The 18,515-nt window shown below is 69.7% G+C and carries 14 protein-coding genes and 2 pseudogenes; 14 read left to right on the top strand and 2 right to left on the bottom strand.

The window, feature by feature from the left end; genetic code table 11:
- Positions 1–22: 22 nt before the first annotated feature.
- The 6 genes from AAG689_RS03840 to leuB all read left to right on the top strand — a co-directional run bounded on the left by AAG689_RS03840 (position 23) and on the right by leuB (position 5,880).
- Positions 23–1,387: an MBL fold metallo-hydrolase gene (locus AAG689_RS03840; protein WP_406624828.1), complete on the top strand. Its 1,365-nt coding sequence runs from the start codon at positions 23–25 to the stop codon at positions 1,385–1,387.
- Positions 1,388–1,561: 174 nt separating this feature from the next.
- A complete protein-coding gene (locus AAG689_RS03835; protein WP_406624827.1) occupies positions 1,562–2,494 on the top strand; it encodes a LysR family transcriptional regulator in 933 nt (310 codons plus the stop codon).
- A 19-nt stretch (positions 2,495–2,513) separates the two neighbouring features.
- Positions 2,514–3,935 carry a 3-isopropylmalate dehydratase large subunit gene (gene leuC / locus AAG689_RS03830; RefSeq protein ID WP_020229821.1) on the top strand — a complete coding sequence of 474 codons (1,422 nt, stop codon included), beginning with the start codon at positions 2,514–2,516 and terminating at the stop codon, positions 3,933–3,935.
- 11 nt (positions 3,936–3,946) lie between these two features.
- Complete coding sequence (locus tag AAG689_RS03825) at positions 3,947–4,069, top strand: entericidin A/B family lipoprotein (RefSeq protein WP_406624826.1); 123 nt, start codon at positions 3,947–3,949, stop codon at positions 4,067–4,069.
- Between the two features lie 13 nt (positions 4,070–4,082).
- The gene (gene leuD / locus AAG689_RS03820; RefSeq protein WP_406624825.1) at positions 4,083–4,733 is read left to right on the top strand and encodes a 3-isopropylmalate dehydratase small subunit; all 651 of its coding nucleotides are present in this window, start codon (positions 4,083–4,085) and stop codon (positions 4,731–4,733) included.
- Between the two features lie 76 nt (positions 4,734–4,809).
- On the top strand, positions 4,810–5,880 hold the full coding sequence (gene leuB / locus AAG689_RS03815; protein WP_406624824.1) for a 3-isopropylmalate dehydrogenase: 1,071 nt from the start codon (positions 4,810–4,812) through the stop codon (positions 5,878–5,880).
- A 4-nt stretch (positions 5,881–5,884) separates the two neighbouring features.
- Here leuB and AAG689_RS03810 read toward each other — a convergent pair whose 3' ends face one another.
- Both AAG689_RS03810 and AAG689_RS03805 read right to left on the bottom strand, forming a co-directional pair.
- Complete coding sequence (locus AAG689_RS03810; protein ID WP_406624823.1) at positions 5,885–7,201, bottom strand: diguanylate cyclase; 1,317 nt, start codon at positions 7,199–7,201, stop codon at positions 5,885–5,887.
- 50 nt (positions 7,202–7,251) lie between these two features.
- Positions 7,252–8,178, bottom strand: a complete 927-nt coding sequence (locus tag AAG689_RS03805) for a LysR substrate-binding domain-containing protein (protein WP_406624822.1) — start codon at positions 8,176–8,178, stop codon at positions 7,252–7,254.
- Between the two features lie 107 nt (positions 8,179–8,285).
- Here AAG689_RS03805 and AAG689_RS03800 point away from each other — a divergent pair, with 107 nt between their 5' ends.
- The 8 genes and pseudogenes from AAG689_RS03800 (at position 8,286) to trpA (ending at position 18,506) form a co-directional block, all read left to right on the top strand.
- Positions 8,286–9,254 carry a Bug family tripartite tricarboxylate transporter substrate binding protein gene (locus AAG689_RS03800; RefSeq protein WP_406624821.1) on the top strand — a complete coding sequence of 323 codons (969 nt, stop codon included), beginning with the start codon at positions 8,286–8,288 and terminating at the stop codon, positions 9,252–9,254.
- The gene (locus AAG689_RS03795) at positions 9,251–10,495 is read left to right on the top strand and encodes an FAD-binding oxidoreductase (RefSeq protein WP_020229827.1); all 1,245 of its coding nucleotides are present in this window, start codon (positions 9,251–9,253) and stop codon (positions 10,493–10,495) included. The genes AAG689_RS03800 and AAG689_RS03795 overlap by 4 nt, the downstream gene beginning before the upstream one ends.
- A gap of 252 nt (positions 10,496–10,747) precedes the next feature.
- Entirely contained in the window at positions 10,748–11,878 is a 1,131-nt protein-coding gene (asd, locus tag AAG689_RS03790; RefSeq protein WP_406624820.1) for an aspartate-semialdehyde dehydrogenase, read from the top strand.
- A 272-nt stretch (positions 11,879–12,150) separates the two neighbouring features.
- Positions 12,151–14,819 (top strand): annotated as a pseudogene (locus AAG689_RS03785) (FimV/HubP family polar landmark protein).
- A 70-nt stretch (positions 14,820–14,889) separates the two neighbouring features.
- Positions 14,890–15,708, top strand: a complete 819-nt coding sequence (gene truA / locus AAG689_RS03780; RefSeq protein WP_406624819.1) for a tRNA pseudouridine(38-40) synthase TruA — start codon at positions 14,890–14,892, stop codon at positions 15,706–15,708.
- Positions 15,692–16,431, top strand: a pseudogene (locus tag AAG689_RS03775) (phosphoribosylanthranilate isomerase). The gene truA and the pseudogene AAG689_RS03775 overlap by 17 nt, the downstream one beginning before the upstream one ends.
- The gene (trpB, locus tag AAG689_RS03770; RefSeq protein WP_406624818.1) at positions 16,432–17,700 is read left to right on the top strand and encodes a tryptophan synthase subunit beta; all 1,269 of its coding nucleotides are present in this window, start codon (positions 16,432–16,434) and stop codon (positions 17,698–17,700) included.
- The gene (gene trpA, locus AAG689_RS03765) at positions 17,697–18,506 is read left to right on the top strand and encodes a tryptophan synthase subunit alpha (protein ID WP_406624817.1); all 810 of its coding nucleotides are present in this window, start codon (positions 17,697–17,699) and stop codon (positions 18,504–18,506) included. The genes trpB and trpA overlap by 4 nt, the downstream gene beginning before the upstream one ends.
- Positions 18,507–18,515 lie beyond the last annotated feature (9 nt).

Raw genomic sequence — 18,515 nt, 5'->3', positions numbered from 1 at the left:
CAAACCACCACGCAGGCCATCCATGAGCGTCACCCTCACCTTCCTCGGCGGCGCCGGCACCGTCACCGGCTCCAAGTACCTCGTGCGCCACGGCGGCCGCGCGCTGCTTGTCGACTGCGGGCTGTTCCAGGGCTACAAGCCGCTGCGCCTGCGCAACTGGCAGCCGCTGCCCATGGCGCCCGCCGCCGTCCAGGCCGTGCTGCTCACGCATGCGCACCTGGACCACTCGGGCTACCTGCCGCTGCTGGCGCGCGATGGCTTCGCAGGGCCGGTGTTCTGCACGGCAGGCACGCGCGACCTGTGCGCGATCCTGCTGCCCGACAGCGGCCACCTGCAGGAGGAGGACGCCAACTACCTCAACCGCCACCACCTCAGCCAGCACGAGCCCGCGCTGCCGCTCTACACGCGGCTGGACGCGCAGCACAGCCTGGCGCTGCTGCGCCCGCGGCCTGTGCACACGGCGTTCGAGCCGCTGCCGGGCTGGCGCGCCACGTTCACGCGCGCGGGGCACATCCTGGGCGCGGCCAGCATCCTGCTGGAGGTGGGCGGGCGGCGCATCCTGTTCTCGGGCGACCTGGGGCGGCCCGACGACCTGCTGATGCGCGCGCCCGAGCCGCCGCCCGCAGCCGACGTGGTGCTGGTCGAATCGACCTACGGCAACCGCACCCACCCCGAAGGCGCAGTGACGGATGAGCTGGGCCCCGCGCTCGCGCGCCTGGCCGCGCGCGGCGGCGTGGCCGTGGTGCCGGTGTTCGCCGTGGGGCGCGCGCAGACGGTGCTGCACGCTATCGCACGACTCAAGGCCGAGGGCACGCTGCCGCCGTCGCTGCCCGTCTACCTGGACAGCCCCATGGCCGTGAGCGCCACCCAGCTCTTCGAGGACCACATGGACGAGCACCGCCTGGACCGCGCCGCCCTGCACGCCATGGCGCGCGGCACGACGCTGGTGCACAGCGTGGACGAGTCGAAGGCGCTGGCGCGGCTGCACGGCCCGCGCGTGATCCTCTCGGCCAGCGGCATGGCCACGGGCGGGCGCGTGCTGCACCACCTGGCGCTGCACGCGGGCGACCACCGCAACATGATCGTGCTGACCGGCCACCAGGCGGGCGGCACGCGCGGCGCGCGCATCGCCGCGGGAGAAAAGAGCATCCGCATCTTCGGGCAGGAGGTGGCCATCCGCGCCGAGGTGGTGCAGTTGGCCACCGCCTCCGCCCATGCCGACGGCGGCCAGCTCATCGACTGGCTGCGCGCCAGCCCGCGCGCGCCGGGGCGGGTGTGCGTGGTGCACGGCGAGCTGGCGGCGGCCGATGTGCTGCGCGAGCGCATCGCCCACACGCTGCGCTGGCCGGCCCAGGTGCCGGAGCACGGTGACACGCTGACGCTCTGAATTGCAAGCCAAATCGACCTCCAGCGCCTGATACGCAAGCGCAAGCAGCTCCTTTTTCAGGAGTGACACCGCCGCATGGCGGCATGCAAGACATCGCATATGGCGATGACAAACCCGCAAACCTCAGGGGAAAATACGCGAATACCTCTCTAAACGAGAAGACATGTTCCCCCGATGAAGAGCTCCGAGCGCAGCTTCGCGCGCCGTATCGACCTGACCTCGCTGCAACTGTTCGTGGCCGTCTGCGAACTGGGCAGCATCGGCCGCGCGGCCGAGCGCGAGTTCATCGCCGCCTCGGCGGTGAGCAAGCGTCTGTCCGATCTGGAGGCCGCCGTCGACACCGCCCTGCTCTACCGCCACAGCCGCGGCGTGACGCTCACGCCCGCCGGCGAAAGCCTGCTGCACCATGCGCGCACGGTGCTGTTCGGCCTGGAGCGCATGCAGGGCGAACTGAGCGAATACGCCGAGGGCGTGCGCGGCCACGTGCGCATGCACGCCAACATCTCGGCCATCGTGCAGTTCCTGCCCGAGGACCTGGGCGCGTTCGCGCGCGCGCACAGCCAGATCAAGATCGACCTACAGGAGCACCTGAGCCCCGACGTGCTGCACGCCGTGCGCGAAGGCGCGGCGGACTTGGGGCTGTGCAACGTGCCGGCCACGGCGGAGGGCGAGCTGCAGAGCCGCCCCTACCGCACCGACCGGCTGGTGCTGGTCGTGCCGCAAGGCCACGCCCTGCAGGCGCGGGAAGCCGTCCAGTTCGACGAAGTGCTCGACTGGGACATCGTCGGCCTGCACGCGGGCAGCAGCATCAGCCTGGCGATGCGCCAGGCCGCCGCGCAGGCGGGGCGCCCGCTGCGCCAGCGCATCCAGGTCACGGGCCTGGACGCCATGTGCCGCATGATCGACAACGGCCTGGGCGTGGGCCTGCTGCCCGACCGGGCGTTCGCGCTGATGCAAGGCGTGGGCCGGCTGGCCGCCGTGCCGCTGGACGAACCCTGGGCCCTGCGCGCGCTGCAGCTGGTGGCGCGCGACTTCGACGCGCTGCCCGTCACCGCGCGCCTGCTGGTCGAACATTTGACCCCTCCTACAATTTCCCTCCCCACCTGAAAGACGAAGCGAGACTGCCATGGGACGCACCCTGTACGACAAGATCTTCGACGAGCACGTCGTCCACACCGAGGAGGACGGCACGTCCGTCCTCTACATCGACCGCCACCTGGTGCACGAGGTAACCAGCCCGCAGGCGTTCGAGGGCCTGCGCGAGGCCGGCCGCAAGCTCTGGCGCGTGAGCTCCATCGTCGCCACGGCCGACCACAACACGCCCACCACGGGCTGGGAGCGCGGCTACGACGGCATCGACGACCCGATCAGCAAGGAGCAGATCACCACGCTGGACAAGAACATCCAGGAATGGGGCGCGGCCGCGTTCTTCCCGTTCCTGTCCAAGCGCCAGGGCATCGTGCACGTGATCGGCCCCGAGAACGGCGCCACCCTGCCCGGCATGACCGTGGTCTGCGGCGACAGCCACACCAGCACGCACGGTGCGTTCGGCGCCCTGGCCCACGGCATCGGCACCAGCGAGGTGGAGCACGTGATGGCCACGCAGACCCTGCTGGCCAAGAAGGCCAAGAACATGCTGGTGAAGGTGAACGGCAAGGTCGCGCCCGGCGTGACGGCCAAGGACATCGTGCTGGCCATCATCGGCCGCATCGGCACCGCCGGCGGCACGGGCTACACCATCGAGTTCGCGGGCGACGCGATCCGCGCGCTGTCGATGGAAGGCCGCATGACGGTGTGCAACATGGCCATTGAGGCCGGCGCGCGCGCGGGCCTGGTGGCCGTGGACGACAAGACCATCGAGTACGTGAAGGGCCGCCCGCTGGCCCCCACGGGCGTGGAGTGGGACCAGGCCGTGGCCTACTGGAAGACGCTGCACTCCGACGCCGATGCGAAGTTCGACGCCGTGGTAGAGCTGAACGGCGCGGACATCGTGCCGCAGGTCACCTGGGGCACCAGCCCCGAGATGGTGCTGGGCGTGGACGCCACGGTGCCCGACCCCGACAAGGAAAAGGACCAAGCCAAGCGCGGCGCCATCGAGCGTGCGCTGACCTACATGGCGCTGGAACCCGGCAAGCCGATCAATGACATCTTCGTGGACAAGGTGTTCATCGGCAGCTGCACCAACAGCCGCATCGAGGACATGCGCGAAGCCGCCGCCGTGGTCAAGAAGCTGGGCCAGAAGGTGGCAAAGAACGTCAAGCTCGCCATGGTCGTGCCCGGCTCAGGGCTGGTGAAGGAACAGGCCGAGCGCGAGGGGCTGCACGAGATCTTCCGCGCCGCGGGCTTCGAGTGGCGCGAGCCCGGCTGCTCCATGTGCCTGGCCATGAACGCCGACCGCCTGGAGCCCGGCGAGCGCTGCGCTTCGACCAGCAACCGCAACTTCGAAGGCCGCCAGGGCGCGGGCGGGCGCACGCACCTGGTGAGCCCCGCGATGGCCGCGGCCGCCGCCATCCACGGCCATTTCGTGGACATCCGCCAATTCGCCTGAGGGGCGCTGCCGTGAAACAGCCTCTCGCCACCCTTCTCGCCCTGGCCTTCGTGCTGACCGGCTGCAACACCGTCAAAGGCATGGGCCAGGACGTGCAGCGCGCCGGCTCGGCCATCGAACGCGCCGCCAAGTAAAGGACACACCGCCATGCAGAAATTCACCGTGCACAAGGGCCTCGTCGCCCCCATGGACCGCGAGAACGTCGACACCGACGCCATCATCCCCAAGCAGTTCCTCAAGTCGATCAAGAAGACGGGCTTCGGCCCCAACCTGTTCGACGAGTGGCGCTACCTCGACAAGGGCGAGCCCGGCGTGCCCGAGAGCGCGCGCAAGCCCAACCCCGACTTCGTGCTGAACCAGCCGCGCTACAAGGGTGCCAGCGTCCTCATCGCACGCCGCAACTTCGGCTGCGGCTCGAGCCGCGAGCACGCGCCCTGGGCGCTGGACCAGTACGGTTTTCGCACCGTCATCGCGCCGAGCTTCGCAGACATCTTCTTCAACAACTGCTTCAAGAACGGCCTGCTGCCCATCGTGCTGCCCGAAGCCACGGTGGACCAGCTCTTCAGCGAAGTGGCGGCCTTCCCCGGCTACGAGCTGACCATCGACCTGGAGCGCCAGGTGGTCGTGCGCCCGCAAGGCGAGGAGATCCCGTTCGACGTGATCCCGTTCCGCAAGTACTGCCTACTCAACGGCTTCGACGACATCGGCCTGACCCTGCGCCACGCCGACAAGATCCGCGCCTTCGAGGCCGAGCGCCTGGCCACCAAGCCCTGGCTGGCCCACACGATGGCGTCCTGAGCATCCTCAAGCCAAAACACGTCCCAGCGCTTTTCTGACAAGCGCTGGCAGCTATCGAAACCGAAGTAAACCGACCATGAAAATCGCAGTTCTGCCGGGTGACGGCATTGGCCCCGAAATCGTCGCCGAAGCCGTCAAGGTGCTCGAGGCGCTCAACCTGAAGCTGGAGATGGAAAGCGCCCCCGTCGGCGGCGCGGCCTACGAAGCCTCGGGCCACCCGCTGCCCGAGGCCACGCTCAAGCTCGCCAAGGAGGCCGACGCCGTGCTGTTCGGCGCCGTGGGCGACTGGAAGTACGACACGCTCGACCGCCCCCTGCGCCCTGAGCAGGCCATCCTGGGCCTGCGCAAGAACCTGGGCCTGTTCGCCAACTTCCGCCCCGCCATCTGCTACGAGCAGCTCGTGGGCGCATCGAGCCTCAAGCCCGAGCTGATCGCGGGCCTGGACATCCTCATCATCCGCGAGCTGACGGGCGACATCTACTTCGGCCAGCCGCGCGGGCGCCGCACCGCCGCCGACGGCCACTTCCCCGGCAGCGAGGAAGCCTTCGACACAATGCGCTACAGCAGGCCCGAGATCGAGCGCATCGCCCGCGTCGCGTTCGAGGCCGCGCGCAAGCGCAATAAGAAGGTGACCAGCGTCGACAAGGCCAACGTGCTGGAGACCTTCCAGTTCTGGAAGGACGTGGTCACCGAGGTGCACAAGGACTACCCCGACGTGGAGTTGCAGCACATGTACGTGGACAACGCCGCCATGCAGCTCGTGAAGGCGCCCAAGGCCTTCGACGTGATCGTGACCGGCAACATGTTCGGCGACATCCTCAGCGACGAAGCCTCCATGCTCACCGGCTCCATCGGCATGCTGCCTTCGGCTTCGCTGAACGACAAGAAGCAGGGCCTGTACGAGCCCAGCCACGGCAGCGCACCCGACATCGCCGGCAAGGGCGTGGCCAACCCGCTCGCCACCATCCTCAGCGCGGCGATGATGCTGCGCTTCTCGCTGGGCCAGGAGGAAGCCGCCCGCCGCATCGAGGCCGCCGTCACGCGCGTGCTGGCGCAGGGCCTGCGCACGCCCGACATCTACAGCGCGGGCACGACCAAGGTCGGCACGGTGGAGATGGGCGACGCCGTGCTGAAGGCGCTGGGCTGAGCGGTCAGGCGGCCGGCGCGGCCTGCGGCAGCGCCGCGCTGGCCGTACGGTTGCGCCCCGCGGACTTGGCGGCGTAGAGCGCCCGGTCCGCCGCCTGCAGCAGCGCGGCCGCCTCCACGGGCGCGTCGCCGGGCACCAACTGCCAGCACACCACGCCCAGGCTCACCGTGACCAGGCCCTGCGGGCTCGCCGGGTGAGGCAGCCGCAGCGCCTCGACCTGCGCGCGCATGCGCTCGGCCACCGCGGCCGCGCCGCGCGCGTCGGTGCCGGGCAGCACGACGACGAACTCCTCGCCGCCATAGCGGCTCACCATGTCGCCCGGCCGCAGCGCACATTGCTCCAGCACCCGTGCCACGGCGCGCAGGCACTCGTCGCCACCCAGGTGGCCCTGGGTGTCGTTGTAGCTCTTGAAATAGTCCACGTCCGCCATGCAAAGCGACAGCACCTGGCCGTCGCGCCGGGCGCGGGCGATCTCGCGCTCCAGCCGCTCGTCCAGCGAGCGGCGGTTGTGCAGCCCGGTGAGATAGTCCTGCCGCGCATAGTAGGCCAGGCGGTCGTTGGCCGCGGTGAGCTGTTCCTCAGCCATCTTGCGCGCAGTGATGTCCATCCACGCGACCGACAGGCCCACCACCGCGCCGCGCGCATCGCGCAGCGGGTGCCGCGTCACGTAGAACCAGCGCCCGTCCCAGGCCCATTCACGGCCGGGCATGGGTGCGCCCGCATCGGCGGCGGCGAAGTCCTCGCGCAGGGCATCGGCCGCCACGGGCACCCGCTCCGCCAGGCACAGGCCGGGCAGCGCCTCCACCTCGCGTCCCAGCAGCAACGCCATGGCCTGGTTGGCCATGGCCACACGCCCCTCGCGCGTCAGCGTGCACAGGGCCACGGGCGCCAGGTCGTACACCGCCTCCAGCTGCAGAACGCGCTCGCCGAGCATCGAGATGTCGCGGTCCACGCCGCGGTAGCCGGCCAGGTCGCCCTGCGCGTCGAAGAGCGGCACGCCGCTGGTTTCGAGCACCACGATGCTGCCGTCGGGCCGCACGTTGCGGTTCACCAGCCCCGAGAACGGCCTGCGCGCCGCCACGATCGCCGCGAACTCGCGGCCCACGCGCTGCGCCTCGGCCTGCGGCATGAAATCGAACGGCGTGCGCCCCAGCACTTCGGAGGGCGGCCGCCCGAGCAGCGCCGTCACCATGGCCGAGCAATAGGTGTAGCGGCCCTGGGCGTCCACTTCCCAGATCCAGTCGCTGTTGTGGTCCAGCATGTCGCGCAGGTGGCGCGGATCGTCCTGCCAGCCTGCAAGGGAATCGTCGAGGGAAGACATGGAGGAAGCGGAACCGTCCGGAAAGATTTGTAACTATACGCCCGGCGGGCTCATGCGACCCAGCCCTCCAGCAGCAGCGGCCGCACGGCTTCGTCGAAAGCCGCCCGGATGTCCGGAAACACCGCCGGCAGCGGCGCGCCCACGGCCTTGAGCCACAGGACGGTGCTAGGGATCGGCGGGTCGAACTCGTGCACCCCGCCGCCGCGCGCCCCATGGTCGGCCGCCGTGAACGGATCGACGATGGACACGCCGCGGCCGTGGAGCACGAACGTCGCCACGGTGGCCGGCGAGCGGGCCGACACCGCCATGCGCCGGGGGATGTTCTGCGCAGTGAACAGCTCGTCGATGCGCAGCCGCGTGAAGCTGCCCTCGGCGAGCGAGACGAACTCGCGGCCGGCCAGCATGGACGGGTCCACCCGCGCCGCACCGCCGAAGTCTCCCGGCGTGGCCGAGATGCATTTGCACCGCAGCCGGTAGGCCTGGATCAGCTCCACGCCGTCGAGATCCACGGGCGGCATGGCCAGGCCGATGTCGTAGCGCCGGTCGCGGACCAGGCCGATGATCTCGTTGGAGCTGAAGGTGTCCACCTCCACCTGCAGCGCCTCGCGCCCCTGCAGCACGCCCGCCAGCAGCCGCGGCAGCCCGCTCACCGACAAGGTGGACATGGCCGCGATGCGCAGGCGCCCGGCCTCCCTGTCGCGCAGCTTGTCGGCCAGGTCGGCCAGCTTCCACACCGCGCCGAACAGTTGCTGCGTCTGCTGGTGCATCACCTGCCCGGCCTCGCTCGGCCGCAGGCCGCCGCGCTTGGATTCGAACAGGCTCAGGCCCAGGTCTGCCTCCAGCGAGGCGATCAGCTTGCTCACCGCGGCCTGGCTGATGAAGAGCGTTTCCGCGGCCGCCTTCATGCTGCCGCCGGTCATCACCGCGTGGAAGGCTTCGAGCTGACGGAACGTGGGTCTGCGGGCTTCGGTGCGCATGGCGACTTAACTTGCGGTTGATTGGACTGAAGCACAAATCCTTTGCCAGGGGCGGCGGCCGCGGCCTACAGTGAATTTCCACACCGCCATTCGCAAAAGGATTCGAGATGAAGTTCGTTCGGACGTTGCTTGCCATCGCCATGCTGGCGACCCTGCCCGCGGCCCATGCGCAGGAGGACTTTCCCAACCGCCCGGTGCGCATCATTGTTCCATGGCCGCCCGGCGCGCTGTCCGACGGGGCGACGCGCATCGTCGCGGCCAAGCTCAGCGAGGAGTGGAAGCAGCCGGTGGTCGTGGAGAACAAGCCCGGCGCGAACGGCACCATCGGCGCCGACCTCGCGGCCCGCGCCAAGCCCGACGGCTACACGCTGATCAACACCAATACCGACATCGACTCGCTCAACCAGCTGCTCTACGCCAACCTGCCCTACAACGCCGAGCGCGACTTCACGCCGGTAGCGATGATGGCGACCCAGGCCATGGTGCTGATGACCCACCTGAACTACGCCTCCACCACGCTGCAGCAGATGGTGGAGGACGCGAAGGGCCATCCCGGCAAGCTCAACTACGCGTCCTGGGGCCGCGGCGGCGTCAGCCACATGGCGATGGAGCTCTTCAAGCACGCGGCGGGCGTGGACATCACCCATGTGCCCTACAAAGGCTCCACCCCCGCCATCTCGGACGTCGTCAGCGGCCAGGTGCAGATGATGTTCGCGGGCGCCGCGTCGGGCATGTCGCTCTACCAGGGGCAGAAGGTGCGCGTGCTCGGCGTGGCCTCCGCGCAGCGCCTGCGCCAGTTGCCCGGCATTCCCACGATCGCGGAGCAGGGCTATCCGGGCTTCGAGGTGGAGACCTGGAACGGCATTTCGGCACCCGCGGGCACGCCTGCCGCCGTGGTGCGCAAGATCAGCGCCGCGGTCCAGCGCGCGCTGTCCGACCCGGCCATCGCCCAGCGGCTGGAGACCCAGGGCGCGACGGTGGTCACAGGCAGTCCCGAGCACTACCGGGACTTCATCCGCGCGCGCGCCGGCAAATGGCAGGCATCGGTCGACATGCTGGGGATCAAGCCCGAATGAGCGCCACCGACGCCACCTCGGTTGGGGTCATCGGCTCCGGCATCCTGGGCCTGTCCACGGCCCTCTATCTGCAGCGCGCCGGCTTCGCGGTGACGGTGATCGACGCGCTGCCCGCGGGCGGGGGCACGTCGTTCGGCAACTCGGGGCTGATCAGCGCCGACACCGCCGTGCCCATCGCCCAACCCGGCATGCTCAGGAAGGTGCCCGGCTGGCTGCTGCGCTCCGACGGACCCCTGGTCATCCGCAGCGGGTATGCGCCCCGCCTCGCGCCCTGGTTGCTGCGCTGGATCGGAGCCAGCTCGATCGAGCGCGTGCTGCGCATCTCCGACGCGATGCGCGCACTGCATTCCACCTCTCTCCACGCCTGGCGCGAACTGCTGGGTGACGCGGATTTCCAGCGCCTCGTGCGGCCCGTCGGGCAGGTGCGCATCTGGGAAGGCGACGGCATGGAATCGCGCATCGAGATGCAGATCGCCCAGCGCCATGCCATCGCCGTCGAGCCGCTTACGGCCGCCGACCTGCAGCGCATCTATCCTGGCATCTCGCCCGAGATACGGCGCGGCATGCGCATTCCCGGCAATGCCTTCACCGTCAGCCCGCTGGGGCTGGTGCAGGCGCTGCATGCGCAATTCCTCGCGGGCGCAGGCCAGACCGTGCACGAGCGCGTACTCAAGATCCTGCCGTGCGGGCCCGAAGGGTTCACGCTGATGACCAACATGGCCAACCGCCGCTTTCCACGCATCGTGGTGGCGGGCGGGGCCTGGAGCGGCAGGCTGCTGGAGCCGCTGGGCCTGCGGGTTCCGCTGGAATCCGAGCGCGGCTACCACGCCCTGCTGCCCGCGCCCAGCATCGAACTGCCCATGCCGCTATCGGTGAAGAACCGTGGCTTCGGCATGACCCCCATGGCCGAGGGCCTGCGGGTGACGGGAACCGTGGAATTCGCCGGGCTCGAGGCCGCGCCGGACGAGCGCCGCGCCGCAGCGCTCGCCGCGCATGCGCGGCGCATCTTCCCTGGCCTGCAGGCCGGCGAGCCGCGCTACTGGATGGGCCACCGTCCGTCCACGCCCGACAGCCTGCCGGTGCTGGGCGAGGCGCCCGGCCATCCCGGCCTGTACCTCGCCTTCGGGCATGGCCACTTCGGCCTCACGGGCGGCCCGCCCAGCGGCAAGCTCGTCAGCCAGCTCATCGCGGGCGCGAAGCCGGCGATCGACCCGGCTCCTTACGCCATCGGGCGATTCTGAGCGGCCGGGCCGGCAGGAGCGCCCGGGCATCCGCTACAATGTCCGGCTATGTTTGCCGCCCGCCCGTTCGCACAGAACACCGCCACTGCCGCCCTGGCAGGCGTCGCCGCGCGTGCAATCACCACCAAAACCACGACCATTAAGGGCTGAAGCAGCTCCGGTATCGTCGTGCGCCCTCCCTGGCCCAGACGAGCCGGGGGTGAACAGAAGTCCGGTCGGGCACTGTTTTTACTTTGTGAAAGGGCGTTGAAAATGAGCAAGTTGGTAGGTTTGGTCGGCTGGCGCGGCATGGTCGGCTCGGTGCTGATGGACCGCATGGCGCAGGAGAAGGACTTCGACCTGATCGAGCCCCTGTTCTTCTCCACGTCGAACGCAGGCGGCAAGGCGCCCGCGATGGCCAAGAACGAGACCGCGCTGCAGGACGCGTTCGACATCGCGCAGTTGGCGCGCTGCGAGATCATCATCACCGCCCAGGGCGGCGACTACACCACCGAGGTCTTCCCCAAGCTGCGCGCCGCAGGCTGGAAGGGCCACTGGATCGACGCCGCCTCCACGCTGCGCATGAAGGACGACGCGGTCATCGTCCTCGACCCGGTGAACATGCCCGTCATCCAGAACGCCTTGGCCAAGGGCGGCAACAACTGGATCGGCGGCAACTGCACGGTGAGTTGCATGCTGATGGGCGTGGGTGCGCTCTACAAGGCGGGCCTCGTCGAGTGGATGAGCACGCAGACCTACCAGGCCGCCAGCGGCGGCGGTGCGCAGCACATGCGAGAGCTGCTCACGCAGTACGGCACGCTGAACACCGAGGTGAAGGCCCTGCTCGACGACCCCAAGAGCGCCATCCTGGAGATCGACCGCAAGGTCATCGCCAAGCAACGCGCCCTCTCGGCCGACGAAACCGCCAACTTCGGCGTGCCCCTGGGCGGATCGCTGATTCCCTGGATCGACAAGGACCTGGGCAACGGCATGTCCAAGGAAGAATGGAAGGGCATGGCCGAGACCAACAAGATCATGGGCCAGGGCGAAGGCTTCGGCTCACCCGCCGTGCCGGTCGATGGCTTCTGCGTGCGCGTGGGCGCCATGCGCTGCCACAGCCAGGCGCTGACCTTCAAGCTGAAGAAGGACGTGCCCGTAGCCGACCTCGAGGCCATGATCGCCGCCGACAACGAATGGGCCAAGGTCGTGCCCAACACGCGCGAGGCCACGCTCCGCGACCTGACGCCCGTGGCCGTCACCGGCACCATGACCATCCCTGTGGGCCGCATCCGCAAGCTGGCCATGGGCCCCGAGTATGTCGGCGCCTTCACCATCGGCGACCAGCTCCTGTGGGGTGCGGCCGAGCCGCTGCGCCGCATGCTGCGCATCCTCTTGGACGCCTGACCCCCCTGCCCGGCGGTGCCCGCGCGGTGCCGCCGGCCGCAGTTCCATGATGGATACGCCCTGTTACGGGTCGTTGTCCGTTACCAACATGCGATGGGCCATTCCTTGCTCCAAACCGGGGCGGAAAAGCTGGAGCGCCGTGTCAGCTTGTCAGTGCAAAACATTGATGCTATGGTGCTTTTTACATATTTTCACGCTCGGGAGGGGCCTCGACCATGAACAGAAAAAAGCCTCTTCCCACGGCTGCATCCCTCATTCACACCGTCGCACCCATGCATCGTTGGAAACTCTCTGTCCTGGCCGCAGCGGCCGCCCTGTCGGCCGGGCTCTATGCCACCGATGCCAGCGCACTGGCCCTGGGACGCGTGAATGTGCAGTCGGCGCTGGGCGAACCCCTGCGCGCCGAAATCGAACTTCCCCAGATCACCCCCTCCGAAGCGGACTCCCTGCGCGTCGCGCCCGCCTCGCCCGAGGTGTTCCGCGCGCAAGGCCTTGAATATTCGCCCGCCGCGCACAACGTCCAAGTCCAGCTCCACCGCCGTCCCGACGGCTCCATGGTGCTGCGGCTGAGCAGCACCCGGCCCATCAACGATCCTTTCGTCGACCTGGTCATCGACGCCTCGTGGAGTTCCGGCCACATCGTGCGCAGCTACACGATGCTGTTCGACCCTCCGGCCCTGCGCCGGCCGCAGGCCGCCGTGACCACGCCGCCCCAGGTCACCGCGCCGCGCGCAGAGGCGGCACCCGCCCCCTGGCACCGCGTCCGCCGGCGGCAGCGCCCATTGCCCGCCCGCCCGCACCCGCGCCCTCCCCGGCACCGGCCCCCACGCCCAGGGCGGCCGCCGAGCGCCCCCAGGGAGCGGACGAAGTCACGGTGCGGGCCGGCGACACCGCCGGGCGCATCGCCAGTGCCCACAAGCCGGCCAGCGTATCGCTGGACCAGATGCTGGTGGCGATGATGCGCGCCAACCCCGATGCCTTCGTGCGGGGCAACGTGAACCGCCTGCGCGCGGGCGCCGTGCTGCAGATGCCCAGCGAAGCCGATGCGCAGGCCACGCCCGCCACCGAGGCCCGGCAGATCATCGCCACGCAAAGCCGCGATTTCAACGAATTCCGCCGCCGCCTGGCGTCCGCCGCTCCCACGGCCGAAGTGGCCGCCGCGCAGCGCACGGCCAGCGGCTCGGTGCAGACACAGGTCGAAGACCGCAAGCCCACGGTCGCCAGCCCGGACAAGCTCACCCTGTCCAAGGGCAGCGTCCAGGCCCAGAAGGCCGACGACAAGCTGGCCCGCGACAAGCAGGCGGACCAGAACGCCGCCCGCATAGCGGAGCTGTCCAAGAATATTTCCGAACTGAACCAGATCAGCAGCGGCACTGCCAAGACGGCCGAGCCTGGCGCGGCACCGGCGACGGCGCCTGCAGCGCAGGCCGGCCCGGGCGTATCCGTGCCTGCCCCGGCGGGCCTTCCCGCTTCCGCGCCTGCGGCCAGCGCCGAGACGGCGCCTGGGGCCGAAAGCGCACCGGCACCTGCAGCGCCCGCCTCGGAGCCCGCTGCTGCGGCCCCCGAACCCGCAGCCGAGGCACCTGCGCCAGCCCCCGCGCAGGCCCCCAAACCCACTCCGCAGCCCGTGCAGTACGAGGAACCCAGCTTCCTCGACTCCCTGACCGAAGACCCGCTGCTGGCGGGCGGCGCGCTCGCCCTCCTGCTGGCCCTGCTGGGCTACGGCGGCTACCGCATCGCCCAGCGCCGGCGCAACCAGGGCGCGGTGGACAGTTCCTTCCTGGAAAGCCGCCTGCAGCCCGACTCCTTCTTCGGCGCCAGCGGCGGCCAGCGCGTGGACACGGCCAACAGCGACCTCACCACCGGTTCTTCCTCCATGACCTACTCGCCCAGCCAGCTGGATGCGGGCGGCGACGTGGATCCCGTGGCCGAAGCCGATGTCTACCTGGCCTATGGCCGCGACCTGCAGGCCGAGGAAATCCTCAAGGAAGCCGCGCGCCACCATCCCGAGCGCGTTTCGATCCCCGCCAAGCTCGCGGAGATCTACGCCAAGCGCCAGGACCGCAAGGCCCTGGAAGCCGCGGCCAGCGAAGTGTTCACCCTCTCCAACGGCCAGGGTCCGGACTGGGCCCGCGTCTCCGACCTGGGCCGCACCCTGGACCCGGACAACGCGCTGTACCAGCCCGGCGGCCGCCCGGTGGCCGCCACCGCGGCGCAGGCCGCCGCCGGTGCCGCTGCAGCCACGGCGTTCGCAAGCACATTCGCAGCGTCTGCCCCCCAGCCGCTGGCCGATGAAGCCCCGAACTCCGTGCTGCCGGACCTGGATTTGGACCTGGACCTCGACCTGCACGAAGCTCCCCCCGCACCCGATCCGGCCCCTGCGGGCGCCTTCGCCGCCGCGATGGCCGATGCCACACTGCATGCGACGCCCCCGGCGGCCGACGTTCCTCCAGCCGAGGCGCCCGCGCCTGAACTGGACCTGGGCGACCTCGAACTGCCCGATACCCCGTGGGAGCCGCCTGCCGCCGCCGCCCAGCCGGAACTCCCGGACGCTGGTGCATCGGGTACGGAGCCCTCCCCGCTCGACTTCCAGCCCTCCGACCTGTCGCTAATGGACTCGGCCGTCGCCCCGCTGACCAGCCGCGATGCCAAGGCCCCGGCGCCAGAGCCGCTCGAATTCGATCTGGGCGACCTGTCGCTGGACCTGGGCGCCCCCAGCGCCAAGGCAGTGTCCGCCGCCCAGCCCGTGCCCCAGCCCACGCCCGCAGCAGCAGCCGATCCACTGCCGGACGATCCGCTGGCCACCAAGCTGGCGCTGGCGGAAGAGTTCAACACCATCGGAGACAGCGAAGGCGCCCGCTCCCTGATCGAGGAAGTGATCGCCGAATCGTCCGGCGACCTCAAGGCCCGCGCCCAGCGCCTGCTGGCCGAACTGGGCTGATGCGCCGCTGCCTGCCCGCGCGCGGCAGCCGCCGCGCCCGCGCGCCGTGGGCCCGGCCGGAGTGCGCACGATGAGGGTGGCCCTGGGCGTCAGCTACAACGGCCAGGCCTACAGTGGCTGGCAAAGCCAGCCGGGCGGCAACACCGTGCAAGACCACCTCGAAGCGGCCCTGGGCCGCTTCGCCACGCATGGCGTATCGACCCTGTGCGCGGGCCGCACGGACGCGGGGGTGCACGGCCTGATGCAAGTGGTGCATTTCGACACCGCCTTGCAGCGCGCGCCCTTCTCCTGGGTGCGCGGCACCAACACCTTCCTGCCGCCCGACATCGCCGTGCAGTGGGCCCAGCCCGTGCCCGATGCGTTCCACGCGCGCGCCAGCGCCGTCGCGCGCCGCTATGCCTACGTGCTGCTGCAATCGCCCGTGCGGCCCAGCGTGGACGCGGGGCGTGTGGGCTGGGTGTTCCATGCGCTCGACGAGCAGGCCATGCGCGCCGCCGTGCAGCACCTGCTGGGCGAGCACGACTTCACGTCCTTCCGCGCCTCGGCCTGCCAGGCCAAGACGCCGGTGAAGACGCTGCACCGCATCGACATCACGCGCCGCGGCCCGGCCAGCGGTCACGACCTGCACGGCTGCACGCCGTGCTACTGGCGCTTCGAGTTCGAGGGCAATGCCTTCCTGCACCACATGATCCGCAACATCATGGGCTGCATCGTCGCCATCGGCCAGGGCCTGCAGCCGCCCGACTGGATGCGCACCGTGCTCCAGGCGCGCTCGCGCGACGCGGCGGCCCCCACCTTCTCGCCCGACGGCCTGTATTTCCTGGGGCCGGTGTACGGGCCCGAGTGGGGCCTGCCCACGCGCACCGCTGCGTATGATTGGCTGCCATGAGCAGCCCCCTTCCCCAGCCCACGCCTCCCGCACCCGCATCAAGATCTGTGGCCTGACCCGCGAGCAGGACGTGGACGCCGCCGTCGATGCGGGCGCCGATGCCATCGGCTTCGTGCTCTATCCGAAAAGCCCACGCGCCGTCACCCCCCCGCGCGCGGCCGAACTGGCTCGGCGCCTGCCGCCCTTCGTCACGCCCGTGCTGCTGTTCGTGAACGCGCCTGCTACTGAAGTAATAGCTGCTTGCGCTTCTGTGGCGGGCGCCACAGCCCAATTTCATGGTGATGAATCGCCCGAGGACTGCTGGGCCGCCAGCGACCAGGGGCGCATTCCCTTCCTGCGCGCCGCGCGCATTCCGCTGGGCGAAGGGGCGGCGCGCTTCGACCTCGTAAAATACGCCCACGATCACTCTCACGCCCGCGCCATCCTGCTCGACGCCCACGTCGAAGGCTATGGCGGCGGCGGCAAGGCATTCAATTGGTCACTCCTTCCACCAAGCGTCGACTCTCACCTCGTTTTGTCTGGTGGACTCACGCCTGCAAACGTGACCGATGGCATCTTGCAGGTTCGCCCGCGTTGCCGGGTGCTGGCGGTTGACGTCAGCTCCGGCGTAGAGGCCGACGGTCCCGATGGCGCCCCCTCAAGGGCGTCAAGGACGCCGGCAAGATCCAACGCTTCATCGCCGCCGTGCGCGCGGCGGATGCGGCACCAGCTTCCCTTTCCTAAATGCCTGCATACCAACAACCCGATGCGTCGGGCCATTTCGGCCCCTATGGCGGCAGCTTCGCCAGCGAAACCCTGACCCACGCGCTGACCGAGCTGCGCGAAGCCTACGCGCGCTACCAGCACGACCCGGAATTCCTCGCCGAATTCCACTACGAGCTGGCGCACTTCGTGGGCCGGCCCTCGCCCGTCTACCACGCCGCGCGCACCTCGCGCGAAATGGGCGGCGCGCAGATCTACCTCAAGCGCGAAGACCTCAACCACACCGGCGCGCACAAGATCAACAACGTGATCGGCCAGGCCATGCTCGCCAAGCGCATGGGCAAGCCGCGCATCATCGCCGAGACCGGCGCCGGCCAGCACGGCGTGGCCACGGCCACGATCTGCGCGCGCTACGGCCTGGAGTGCGTGGTCTACATGGGCTCCGAGGACGTCAAGCGCCAGAGCCCCAACGTCTACCGCATGAAGCTGCTGGGCGCCACCGTGGTGCCCGTCGAATCCGGCAGCAAGACGCTCAAGGACGCGCTCAACGAGGCCATGCGCGACTGGGTGACGAATGTGGACAACACGTTCTACATCATCGGCACCGTGGCCGGCCCGCACCCCTACCCGATGATGGTGCGCGACTTCCAGAGCGTGATCGGCCAGGAATGCCTCACGCAGATGCCCGAGATGCTCTGCGCGCAGCAGATAGCCGCCGAGCAGCCCGACGCCGTGGTCGCCTGCGTGGGCGGCGGCAGCAACGCCATGGGCATCTTCCACCCCTACATCCCGTTCGAGAAGACGCGCCTGATCGGCGTGGAAGCCGCGGGCGAGGGGCTCGACAGCGGCAAGCACTCCGCCAGCCTGCAGCGCGGCTCCAGCGGCGTGCTGCATGGCAACCGCACCTTCATCCTGCAGGACGAGAACGGCCAGATCACCGAGACGCACAGCATCAGCGCCGGGCTGGACTACCCCGGCGTCGGCCCCGAGCACGCCTGGCTGCAGGAAATCGGCCGCGCCGAATACGTAGGCATCACCGACCAGGAGGCGCTGGAGGCGTTCCACTACCTGTGCCGCACCGAGGGCATCATCCCCGCGCTGGAATCCAGCCACGCCGTGGCCTACGCGATGAAGCTCGCCAAGACCATGCAACCTTCGCAATCCATCCTCGTGAACCTCTCCGGCCGCGGCGACAAGGACATCGGCACCGTGGCCGACCTGTCCGGCACCGACTTCTACGACCGCCCCAGCATGCGCGGCCATACGGTCAAGGGAGGGCCCGCCGCATGAGCCGCATTGCAGACACCTTCGCCGAACTGCAGTCCAAGGGCCGCAAGGCCCTCATCCCCTACGTGACGGCCGGCTTCCCGTTCGCCGACATCACGCCCGCGCTCATGCACGGCATGGTGGAGGCCGGCGCCGACGTGATCGAACTGGGCGTGCCCTTCTCCGACCCCATGGCCGACGGCCCCGTCGTCCAGAAGGCCGGCGAGAAGGCGCTGGCCCTGGGCATCGGCATGGCGCAGGTGCTCGACATGGTGCGCAGCTTCCGCCAGCGCAACAGCACCACGCCCGTGGTGCTCATGGGCTACGCCAACCCGGTGGAGCGCTACGAGCAGCGCCACGGCCAGGGCGCGTTCGCGCGCGACGCGGCTGCCGCCGGCGTGGACGGCCTGCTGGTCGTGGATTACCCGCCCGAGGAATGCGAGCAGTTCGCTGCCGAACTGCGCGCACAAGGCATCGACCTGATCTTCCTGCTCGCTCCCACCAGCACGCCCGAGCGCATGCAGCAGGTGGCGCGCGTGGCCAGCGGCTACGTCTACTACGTCTCGCTCAAGGGCGTGACCGGCTCGGGCGCGCTGGACACCAACGCCGTCGAGGCCATGCTGCCGCGCATCCGCGAGCACGTGAAAATCCCCGTCGGCGTGGGCTTCGGCATCCGCGACGCCGCCACCGCCCAGGCCATCGGCCGCGTGGCCGACGCGGTCGTCATCGGCAGCCGCATCATCCAGCTCATCGAGGACCAGCCGCACGAGAAGGTCGTCCCCATCACCGTGGACTTCCTGCGCGGCGTCCGAAAAGCGCTGGACGCATAATCATCGCCC

This window comes from Acidovorax sp. SDU_ACID1, from assembly GCF_045291395.1.
Taxonomy (GTDB): domain Bacteria; phylum Pseudomonadota; class Gammaproteobacteria; order Burkholderiales; family Burkholderiaceae_C; genus MR-S7.
The sequence above is the reverse complement of the archived record's forward strand: the minus strand, read 5'-3'. Positions and strand labels throughout refer to the sequence as shown.

Excerpts from the sequence above, each read along its gene's own strand:
- AAG689_RS03840 (WP_406624828.1), top strand. The coding sequence starts at position 23 with ATGAGCGTCACCCTCACCTTCCTCGGCGGCGCCGGCACCGTCACCGGC.
- AAG689_RS03835 (WP_406624827.1), top strand. The coding sequence starts at position 1,562 with ATGAAGAGCTCCGAGCGCAGCTTCGCGCGCCGTATCGACCTGACCTCG.
- leuC (WP_020229821.1), top strand. The coding sequence starts at position 2,514 with ATGGGACGCACCCTGTACGACAAGATCTTCGACGAGCACGTCGTCCAC.
- leuD (WP_406624825.1), top strand. The coding sequence starts at position 4,083 with ATGCAGAAATTCACCGTGCACAAGGGCCTCGTCGCCCCCATGGACCGC.
- leuB (WP_406624824.1), top strand. The coding sequence starts at position 4,810 with ATGAAAATCGCAGTTCTGCCGGGTGACGGCATTGGCCCCGAAATCGTC.
- AAG689_RS03810 (WP_406624823.1), bottom strand. The coding sequence starts at position 7,201 with ATGTCTTCCCTCGACGATTCCCTTGCAGGCTGGCAGGACGATCCGCGC.
- AAG689_RS03805 (WP_406624822.1), bottom strand. The coding sequence starts at position 8,178 with ATGCGCACCGAAGCCCGCAGACCCACGTTCCGTCAGCTCGAAGCCTTC.
- AAG689_RS03800 (WP_406624821.1), top strand. The coding sequence starts at position 8,286 with ATGAAGTTCGTTCGGACGTTGCTTGCCATCGCCATGCTGGCGACCCTG.
- AAG689_RS03795 (WP_020229827.1), top strand. The coding sequence starts at position 9,251 with ATGAGCGCCACCGACGCCACCTCGGTTGGGGTCATCGGCTCCGGCATC.
- asd (WP_406624820.1), top strand. The coding sequence starts at position 10,748 with ATGAGCAAGTTGGTAGGTTTGGTCGGCTGGCGCGGCATGGTCGGCTCG.
- truA (WP_406624819.1), top strand. The coding sequence starts at position 14,890 with ATGAGGGTGGCCCTGGGCGTCAGCTACAACGGCCAGGCCTACAGTGGC.
- trpB (WP_406624818.1), top strand. The coding sequence starts at position 16,432 with ATGCCTGCATACCAACAACCCGATGCGTCGGGCCATTTCGGCCCCTAT.
- trpA (WP_406624817.1), top strand. The coding sequence starts at position 17,697 with ATGAGCCGCATTGCAGACACCTTCGCCGAACTGCAGTCCAAGGGCCGC.